This is a genomic window from Chitinophaga sp., from assembly GCF_036566945.1.
Taxonomy (GTDB): domain Bacteria; phylum Bacteroidota; class Bacteroidia; order Chitinophagales; family Chitinophagaceae; genus Chitinophaga.
In genome coordinates, this window is record NZ_DATCVJ010000349.1 from 1 (window position 1) to 9,546 (window position 9,546).

The 9,546-nt window shown below is 46.3% G+C and carries 7 protein-coding genes; all 7 read left to right on the forward strand.

What is annotated here, in order from left to right:
- A partial coding sequence (locus tag VIP81_RS10395) for a hypothetical protein (protein ID WP_331959525.1) occupies window positions 1–432 on the forward strand: 432 nt, incomplete at its 5' end.
- A gap of 15 nt (window positions 433–447) precedes the next feature.
- Entirely contained in the window at window positions 448–1,452 is a 1,005-nt protein-coding gene (gene sbnA / locus VIP81_RS10400) for a 2,3-diaminopropionate biosynthesis protein SbnA (RefSeq protein ID WP_331959528.1), read from the forward strand.
- A gap of 2 nt (window positions 1,453–1,454) precedes the next feature.
- A complete protein-coding gene (locus tag VIP81_RS10405) occupies window positions 1,455–2,423 on the forward strand; it encodes a 2,3-diaminopropionate biosynthesis protein SbnB (RefSeq protein WP_331959531.1) in 969 nt (322 codons plus the stop codon).
- A gap of 25 nt (window positions 2,424–2,448) precedes the next feature.
- Window positions 2,449–4,200 (forward strand): carbamoyltransferase family protein, encoded by a 1,752-nt coding sequence (locus VIP81_RS10410; protein WP_331959534.1) that lies wholly within the window; start codon window positions 2,449–2,451, stop codon window positions 4,198–4,200.
- Window positions 4,201–4,220: 20 nt separating this feature from the next.
- Window positions 4,221–7,607: a serine hydrolase domain-containing protein gene (locus VIP81_RS10415; RefSeq protein ID WP_331959537.1), complete on the forward strand. Its 3,387-nt coding sequence runs from the start codon at window positions 4,221–4,223 to the stop codon at window positions 7,605–7,607.
- A gap of 43 nt (window positions 7,608–7,650) precedes the next feature.
- A complete protein-coding gene (locus VIP81_RS10420) occupies window positions 7,651–8,412 on the forward strand; it encodes an LLM class flavin-dependent oxidoreductase (RefSeq protein WP_331959539.1) in 762 nt (253 codons plus the stop codon).
- A 13-nt stretch (window positions 8,413–8,425) separates the two neighbouring features.
- Window positions 8,426–9,508, forward strand: coding sequence for a class I SAM-dependent methyltransferase (locus tag VIP81_RS10425; RefSeq protein WP_331959542.1), 1,083 nt, complete (start codon window positions 8,426–8,428; stop codon window positions 9,506–9,508).
- Window positions 9,509–9,546: the final 38 nt, after the last annotated feature.

Genomic DNA, 9,546 nt, shown 5'->3' on the forward strand with positions numbered 1-9,546 from the left:
GAAACACTTCGTACAGTACCCAATAATGGAATTGGCTATGGTGTCCATACTTTCCTGTCCGGCAAGGAAACATCTGTACATTTTCAGGGTGTAAGAATGAATTATCTGGGTGAACTGGGACAATTCTTCGACAATCCGCTGCTGTCGCTGTATGCGCTGGACGCGGGCAGTGAATCGCATCCCGATAATATTTTCACCACCTTGCTGGAATGTAATACCTGGGTGAATGGTGGACAATTTACCGTCAGTATGACCGGCAACCTGGAAGTTTTCAGAGATGCAGCATTAGATGATTTTGCCACCACGTTTGTGCATCATCTTACCGCATTGCTGCAATATTTAAAAGAGGAAGACCGGATACATTTTACGCCTTCTGATTTCCCGTCTGCAGACCTGCAGGAGGAAGATATACACCATCTTTTTAATGACTAATTAATTCCCCATAAAATGGTAAGTAATATTTTAAACAAAATAGGCAATACACCGCTTGTGCCTATTGGGCTTTCGCCTATGGTGCGGGTATTTGCCAAGCTGGAGTTCTACAACCCCACCGGTAGTGTCAAGGACCGTGCAGCCTGTTATTTGTTGAACAGATTGCTGAATGAAAAAATCATTGACCAGGACACGACGATCATAGAATCTTCTTCCGGCAACTTTGGCGTGGCCCTGTCTGCCTACTGCAAGCTGTTTGGTCTGAAGTTTATATGCGTGATTGATGAAAACACACTGCCGGTAAATGAGATGCTGATCAAGTTACAGGGCGCTGAAGTGATCAGGATTACAGAACCGGACCAGCATGGTGGGTTCCTGTTAAACCGCCTGAAGAAAGTGAGAGAGATCATGGACAAGACCGAAAAGATTTACTGGGCTAACCAGTACGGGAATCCGCTTGTTGCCGCCGCCTATTACAACTCTATCGGGAAAGAGCTATGCCTGGAAGCACCAAGACAGGAGATTGATTATGTTTTCCTCGGGGTTAGTTCCGGTGGTACGATTACGGGTGTATCTCAGCGTATTAAACACGAGAATCCCAATACGAAGGTGATCGCAGTAGATGTACTGGGTTCAGTCATCTTTGGTGGTGGCGCCAAAAAGCGCTTCATTCCGGGTATTGGTTCCAGCATTACCCCTGTGATTCTCGATAGCGCCAAAATAGATGAAGTGGTGTATGTGAGTGAAGCGGAAAGTATTGAGTGCTGTCGGGAGCTGCTGGCTAAGTACAACCTGTATGCCGGCGGGTCATCAGGATCTGTATACGCAGCTATAAAAAAATATTTTTCTGAAAAAGATATCTATGAACCCGTAAATGTGATGTGCGTGTTTGCAGATAGTGGGGAAAGATATATTACCACCATTTACAACGATACCTGGTATCAGAAAGTGGCAGCATATGAAGCCGCACACCCCGTAGAACTTCCACAGTTATATACTTCAAGCTTAAAAATCAGCTAACTATGCTTTATCTGAGTGACCAGGATGTCAGGAATCTGGACCTGAACTGGAATGACAACACACAAGTGATAGAAAACACGATTGCCTGTATTCATGAAAATGATTTTTCGCAGCCTGTGAAACCCTACCTGCGATACAGGGATATGAAAAACCGCATCATTGCGATGCCCGCGTTTGTAGGTGGGTCTATCAATATGTCCGGGATAAAATGGATAGCCAGTTTTCCGGATAATATTCAACAGGATTTGCCCCGTGCACATTGTGTGGTCGTATTAAATGATCCGGATACCGGCATCCCCGCAGGTATTCTGAATAGTGGTACCGTGTCTGCTATCAGAACGGCTTCCGTCAGTGGACTGGTGCTGAAGAAATATATACAGAACAGAAAACCGGCAGGCGTAAAAGTGGGTATTATCGGATTTGGACCGATTGGCCGTTACCATCTCAATATGGTGCATGCTGTACTGGGCGATGCCATTGCATCCGTACGGATATTCGATCTGAAAGGTGTGGACCTCAGCGCCGTATCAGCCGGACTGCAGGACAAAGTGTTGGTAGCAGATAGCTGGCAGGAGGCTTATGAAGATGCAGATGTTTTCATCACCTGCACCGCATCGAAGGAGCGATATATCAATCAACAGCCCAAAGCAGGATCACTGCATCTGAATGTGTCTCTCAGGGATTATACAACAGATGTATTTCCCTGGTTTTCGGGTGCGATTATAGTAGATGATTGGAAAGAAGTGTGCAGGGAGAATACGGACATAGAAGCTTTTCACAAAGAAAATAATTTGATGGAGCATCAGGTGAAAAGACTGGATGACCTTATATCTACCGACTATTTCAATGAGCTGGGCCCTGACCAGGCTATCTTATTTAACCCCATGGGAATGGCATCCTTCGATATTGCTATATCAAGCCATTACCTGAACCGCGCCCTCATTGAGAAGGTGGGCGTATCGCTTCAGTAAAGTTTCACTACACAAATATGACATCATGAATGTACTAGGTATCTCTGCGCTATACCATGATGCAGCCTGCTGCCTGTTGAGAGACGGTAAGATCGTGGCTGCCGCGCAGGAAGAAAGGTTTACGAAGCAGAAAGCAGATCCTTCCATGCCGGTGAATGCCATGAATTACTGCCTGCGCGAAGCAGGTATGTCTTTGCTGGATATTGACGCTGTTGCCTACTATGAAGACCCGGCAAAAAAATTATCACGACAGCTGTGGAGTGGGTATGACTACCTGAATAGTCCATTGCGTGCGCAATTAGATCCCCGGCGCCCCGAAGCAGAAATCAGAAAGTTGCTGGGATATACCGGTGAGATTAAAATGTATGAACATCACTTATCGCACGCCGCCAGCAGCTACTATTTTTCCGGATTTAATGAATCCGCCACACTCACGGTAGATGGTGTGGGAGAATGGGCTACTACTACCTATGGATATGCAGAAAAAAATGCACTGCAGTTGTTTGAAGAAGTAGATTTTCCAGACTCAATAGGGCTGCTGTATGCGGCCATCACCAGTTTTCTGGGATTCAAGGTAAACGGCGGAGAATATAAAGTGATGGGCCTGGCTCCTTATGGAGCCCCTGTGTATGTATCAAAACTCAGGAAGTTAATTCATACGGTGGAAGGTGGGGGCTACCACCTTGATATGAAATACTTTGATTTCATCAGTGGTAACAGGATGTATTCCGATGAGCTGATATCCTTGCTGGGAGAGCAACCGCGGAAACCCGAAAGTGATATTCAGAAAAAGCATACGGATCTGGCCAAGAGCCTGCAGGTAGTACTGGAAGAAGTACTGATAGAAAAAGCCCGGTACCTGCATACCAGAACGAATAGTGATAATTTATGCATGGCAGGTGGGGTGGCATTGAATTGTGTAGCAAACGCCAAAATTCTGCAACATACACCATTCCGCCATTTATATGTACAGCCGGCTGCCAATGACGCAGGTTGTGCACTGGGCGCTGCTGCACTGGCATATATGGACCTGACCGGCCATACAGGTAAGGTGGCGCCGATGGAACATGTTTACTACGGACCGGCATACAGTAACAGGGAGATAGGAAAATTGCTGGCAGCTACTACACTCAACTATGACGTGTACGATAACCAGGAAGCGTTGTTACAGGATGCTGCCGCTGCACTGGCAAATGGAAAAGTGATAGGTTGGTTCCAGGGCAGGATGGAGTTCGGCCCCAGGTCACTTGGCGCCCGTTCTATTCTTGCTGATCCCCGGGATGGGGAGATGCGGAACCGCATTAATGCAATGGTCAAAAAGCGTGAAATGTTCCGGCCATTTGCGCCATCTGTGCTGGAAGAAAAAGCCGCTGCGCATTTTGATCTGGACCATGCTTCCCCTTTTATGCTGGAAGTATGCCCGGTTATTTCAACGCTTGACCTGCCTGCTATTACACACGTAGATCGCTCCGCCCGTGTGCAAACCGTCAGTGATATCACCAATCCACTCTATGCCGCCCTGATCAGGGAGTTCGATAAACTGACTGGTTGTCCCCTTGTGCTGAATACGTCATTCAATGTACGTGGGCAACCTATTGTGAATACCCCCGAAGACGCGATCATTTGTTTTCTGATGAGTGGAATTGATAGTCTGGTGATCGGCGATATTATCATAAAGAAAGAAAACAATGATATCGTGTTGCTGGAGTACATGCTTCAGAATTACGACCAGTTTAAAAAATCGGACGTAGCAACGGATGTCTACACTTTCATCTGAGCGAAACAAATACAACTAGTATGAAAACACGACCAGGAAATGGGGAAAAGGAATTAGCGTTGCTGCTTTCCCAACTGATATATGAAAATAAAGCCGGAGAGGAAGAACTGTCGTCTGCACTGGAAAAATTGTCGCAGAAAGATCCGCATGCTGTAACCGCACGCCCGCAACAGGTAAACCCTGCTGATGCGGGAAGGATTGGTATCTGGCAGCCGGCCATGGAAGACGGGCAAAAAGTTTACCTGCGCGATGAGCGTTTTGCCGACGAATTTGTGTATTGGGCAGATGTGCCCAAAATTGAGGCGAAGTCCGATACATTCAGAATAGTGTTATTGGGTGAGTCGGTAGCAAGAGGCTGGCCGGTAGATCCGGGATATAATCCCGGCCTTGCTTTGAAAAAGATATTGAGCGCTGCGGGACAGGAGGTGGAAATCATTGATCTGGCACGTACCAATGGCAGCATCTTCGACCTGCGTACACTGATGTATGCCTGCCTGGATCTGCAGCCGGATGCATTGGTCATTTTTGCTGGAAACAACTGGATCATTAATTGCCAGCGCCGGTTTACTGCTAACCATGAAATGGCTGCTACCATAGCAATGGATAATTATGAACAGCGCAGGATAGGCATTGAAGAAATTATTCACGATGAAGTGAATGCCTTCTTTGGTTCACTGGGAGAAATGAGTCGCAAGCATAATCTGCCTGTCTTTTTTGTAAACCCTGAGTTTAACCTGAGAGACTGGCATAGTAATGATCTGGAGCGCCTGCCATTGTTCAATGCGGAAGGACAGTCAGCATGGTATCAGCTCTGTGCGCAGGCCGATGATGCCATGAAAAGCGGGCGGCTGGCGGATGTCACTTTGTTGGCGGAACGCATGATCAGTTTATATCCATCCAATCCTTATGGATATGAGTTAATGGCGGAATGTAGCCTGCTACAAAGCGATAAGAAGGCGGCTGTTAAATATTTGCGCGAAGCACTGGAGAGTAAAATCTATCAGACTTCCTGTCCGGGTATGACCGCTAGTTTACAGCAAATGGTAAGAAAGCAATGCGATAAACATCATTTGTTGCTGGTAGACCTGCCTGTTATTTTTCAACAGTACGCAGCGGGAGAAATACCCGGGCGGGATTTGTTCCTGGACTATTGCCATCTGACGGTAAAGGGTATTAATATCGCTATGTACCATCTGGCAACGGAAGTATTGTCTGTCATGTCCGGAAGTGAGATGCCATTGACAGCAGGCGATATAATGGCGCTGGGACACGATGCGGTGAATGATGCAAAAAGTCATTTTCTGGCAGCGATCCACAACGCACACTGGGGACAAACAAGGGAGGTGATCAGTTATCATTGTAAACAGGCATTGTCTTACTACAATATTGCCGATTACATGTTGGCGTATGCAAAGGCCATGAACAGTACCTGTCCGGGGCGGTTAAATAAAGACTTCGGATTTTTGGTGGAGAGTGGCATTTTCTCCACCTATATTCTCCTGACCTTACAGAGCGATGGTACAGCGGCTTTTAATAAGCCTTTGTATGATGCTATTCTGGATGCATTGCAGGAGGATGGTGCAGCGCTGGACCAGTTGAGAGATGAAGAACATTGCAGTGGCGTGGAGCGCGTGAATTTGCTGCAACCCTGCTATCATGATGGATACCGGTATAATCTGAGTAATAAGCTGGAGAATACAGCTTATTACAGGGAGCATTACAAGCATTCCCGTTTTAGGATTATTGCCGGCGAAGATGGAACGGAAATGGAGCTGGAACTGGTACACCGGATACCTGCTAATCAGACCGGGAAGATCGTATTTGAACTCAATGGTAAAGTTATAGGCAGTACCACAACTGGTAGGGAATGGGCAAAAAACAGGCTCCATCTGCCAGCGGAAATGGTTCGTAAAGGGGTGAATGATTTTATTATTCACTGGCCATTGCACCTGGTGACTGTTGTACCATCCTCTAACCCGTATGAAAATATGTACCTGACCACCGGCGAAATACACTCCCTGGAATTGTATTATGGCGGTACACGGAAGCCGCTGCTGGAAGACCGCTCAGCCCTGTCACTGGTGAAGACTTTTTTATTGTTGTTTGCCATCAGCTTTCTGTATGCTTTTAGTAGCCATGCACAATCACATTATGTGGTAAATGGACAAACTTTCAACGTGCGGGATGTCAACAGGCAGATTGCATTTGTGATGAAAGAAGTAGCGGTACCGGGAGCCTCCATCGCGGTGATTGACAATGGTAAAGTTGTTTTTTCCGGTGGCTATGGTTATCTGGATATGCATGTCACTCCCCATCAGCAGGTGGATGTCAATACAAAATTTCAGGCGGCTTCCCTGTCTAAAAGTTTTGTGGCCTTTGTGGCTTACAAACTGATGGATGAGGGGCTGATACAGCTGGATACACCGATGTATAGGTACCTGGATTATGAGAAACTGCAGCACGATCCACGCTATAAGCTGATTACCCCCCGTATGGTGTTGAGCCATACATCTGGCATCGAAAACCATATTTACCAGAATGATAAAAACAAGCTGGAAATTATAGAAACCCCTGGCTCCACGTATTCTTATTCAGGTGAAGGCTATGTATATCTGTCTATGGTGATAGCCAAAATCAGGAACAAGCCGATTGAGCAGATTTTAAAAGAAGAAGTATATGAACCCCTGCAACTGAAAAATACCTATACCACATCAAATGGAGAAGGCGATGTGAACCACGCAGAAGCGCATGATCAGTTTGGGCGATATATAAAGCGATGGAAAAATACCGAGCCCTTCATCATGAGTCATATTCACACCACCGCAGAAGACTATGCAAAGCTGCTGATAGCGATCCTTGATTATACTCATTTTAGTCCTTCACTGTTGGCAGAGGTACTAAAACCCATGGCGCAGGTAGAGGCGGAAATGCAATACGGGCCAGGTTTTGAATTGTACCTGGGCAAGTCAGACACCCTGGTGTTTCAGGGTGGCGATGCACAGGGCTTCAAAGGACTTGGTATTTACTCTATGAAAAACAAATCAGGCTTCGTGTATTTCGGTAATTCCGAGCGTTCTGAAAAAATAGAGCGCAGGCTTTGTGAAATCACTACCGGCATGAACGTTACGCCCTGCTTCTCCATAGAATTTGATAACCAATACCCCAGCACGACCAGCAAGATATTTAAAGTCTACAGGGAAGAAGGAGAGGAAAAAACAAAAGCATTGGTCGATAAAAAATACCTCAACAGAATCCCCAATGTATTTACCCCTACTGACCTGGTGGAGCTGGTGTATTATCTGAAAGATGAGAACTATGGATTGGCAAAATATATCGCAACGGAATATTTCGAAAAATGTCCTGACTGCAGTGGTAAAAAAATAGTGAAAAAATGGCTTAGTAAATAACTGGCGGATTGCGCCACTTTCAATAACTCTTATGATTAAAAGTATGCACAATTTAGATGTTATACAGGAAGAAATAGGACTGTGTTTTACAATAGACCGCAGTCTGCCCGGCCGGGGTTATTTGGCGCTGCTGCAGAAAGCAGTACAGTATGCAGACCGTGCCGGTTTCAGTTTTGCCTGGGTGATGGAGGCAGCTGATGTAAAACAGAATCCCACCATTATACAATCTACGCTATCGGTGCAAACAAAAAGAATTGCGCTTCGCGGCCAGTGTTTATCGCCTGATAGAAGAGATGCGATACGCTCGGTAGAAGATTGGTCTATTGTTGATAATCTCTCTAATGGCCGTATTGGGGTGATGGTGGCGGCAGATTTTGATGAGGCCATGAACAGGCATGTGGCAGAACTCAGGGGATTGTGGAAAGGAGAATCTGTAAAGCGCATGAATGGCGTGGGTAAGGAAGTGGAGCTAAAGGTGTTTCCAAGACCATTACAGAAGGAATTGCCGATATGGGTATGTATGACAGCCGCACATGATGAAACGGCTTTTAAGAAGGCCGGAGAGCTCGGCGTTCATATACTGGTAACACCTGACCTGCATTCGGCAGAAAAAACGGTGCAGTATAGAAAAGCGGCTAAAGAACAGGGCAGGGTGGCATGGCTGGTAGATCCCGGATATGGCAACCTGTCTGCGGATGGCGTGAATGAAATAGCATTTAAAGTCGATTTGTCCTGGGGGGAAGCGCGTGTGATTAATTGCCTGGAAAATCTGGCAGCCAGTCTCAAATCCATGAATCCTGCATAAATATCCTTTTTATATGAAACCATATTTTAAGCAAATTTCCCAGCCCCACGTCATCGGAGAAGAGCTGATGGCGGATGCGATCAATGGTTTAAGGGCTGCCGGATATACATTAGCTGCATGCGCAGCAAGACTGGGTGTAAACAGCATGAGCGGTATCCCTTTCTTTAATGGCACGCCCAGCATCCAGGACAAGGTAACCCTGTTACTCGACCTGTTCATTCGCCAGAAAGCGGTGCTCATGATCCAACTGGAGGAGATTCTTTCTATAAAACAGCTGGAATCCCTGCAGCAGATGAACCTGATTAACGTAGAGGCAGGCGAAGTGACCTCCGATTTTTGTTTGTTTCCCTGTTATGATAAATACATTGTAACAGATCATATCGTAAAGAATGATGCCATCAACCAGATCATGTACCTGTTTACCGAGTCTTATATTCTTGGTGGGGTAGTGGAACGCAAGCCCTTAAAAAGGACCCTGGATTTATGCACCGGCTCCGGTGTACATGCTATCCTGGCGGCGAGCCACAGTGAAGAGGTGATTGGAATAGATATTAACCCCAGAGCCATCGCTTTTGCTGAATTCAATGCGCAACTGAACGGGGTCCATAACGCAAAATTCCTGTTAGGGGATCTGTATCAGCCGGTGGAAGGCGATTTTGACCTGATCATCGCCAATCCACCCTATAACCCCGATGTACTGACGCGGGCCGGAGAAAATTTCTGGAGCGGTGGGGTAACAGGTATGGAAGTCCTGAGCCAGATTATAAAAGGGCTGCCTGCATTTTTAGCAGAAGGTGGCAGAAGCATCATCATTAGTTTGTTCCCCATTATGCCGGGTACCACCATACAGCAATATGTAACAGAATGGCTAGGCAGTGATAGCGCCTATTTTGATGCGTTCGAAAGCACGGTGTTCACTGATAATTCCAATTCTATTTACTACCAGATGCCAGCCTATATCAAAAATGAGAATTTCAGGTTTGGGCTGCTCCGACTGAAAAAGCGTGTCAGCAGCAAAGCGGGCGAGTGGCAGGTGCATCAGATGCAGGCTGTGTTTGATGGCGCTGGAGTACCGATGCATACCATAAAGTTATAAAACGTAAAAAGATGGTTAAAAAGATAGGTAAGTCAAGG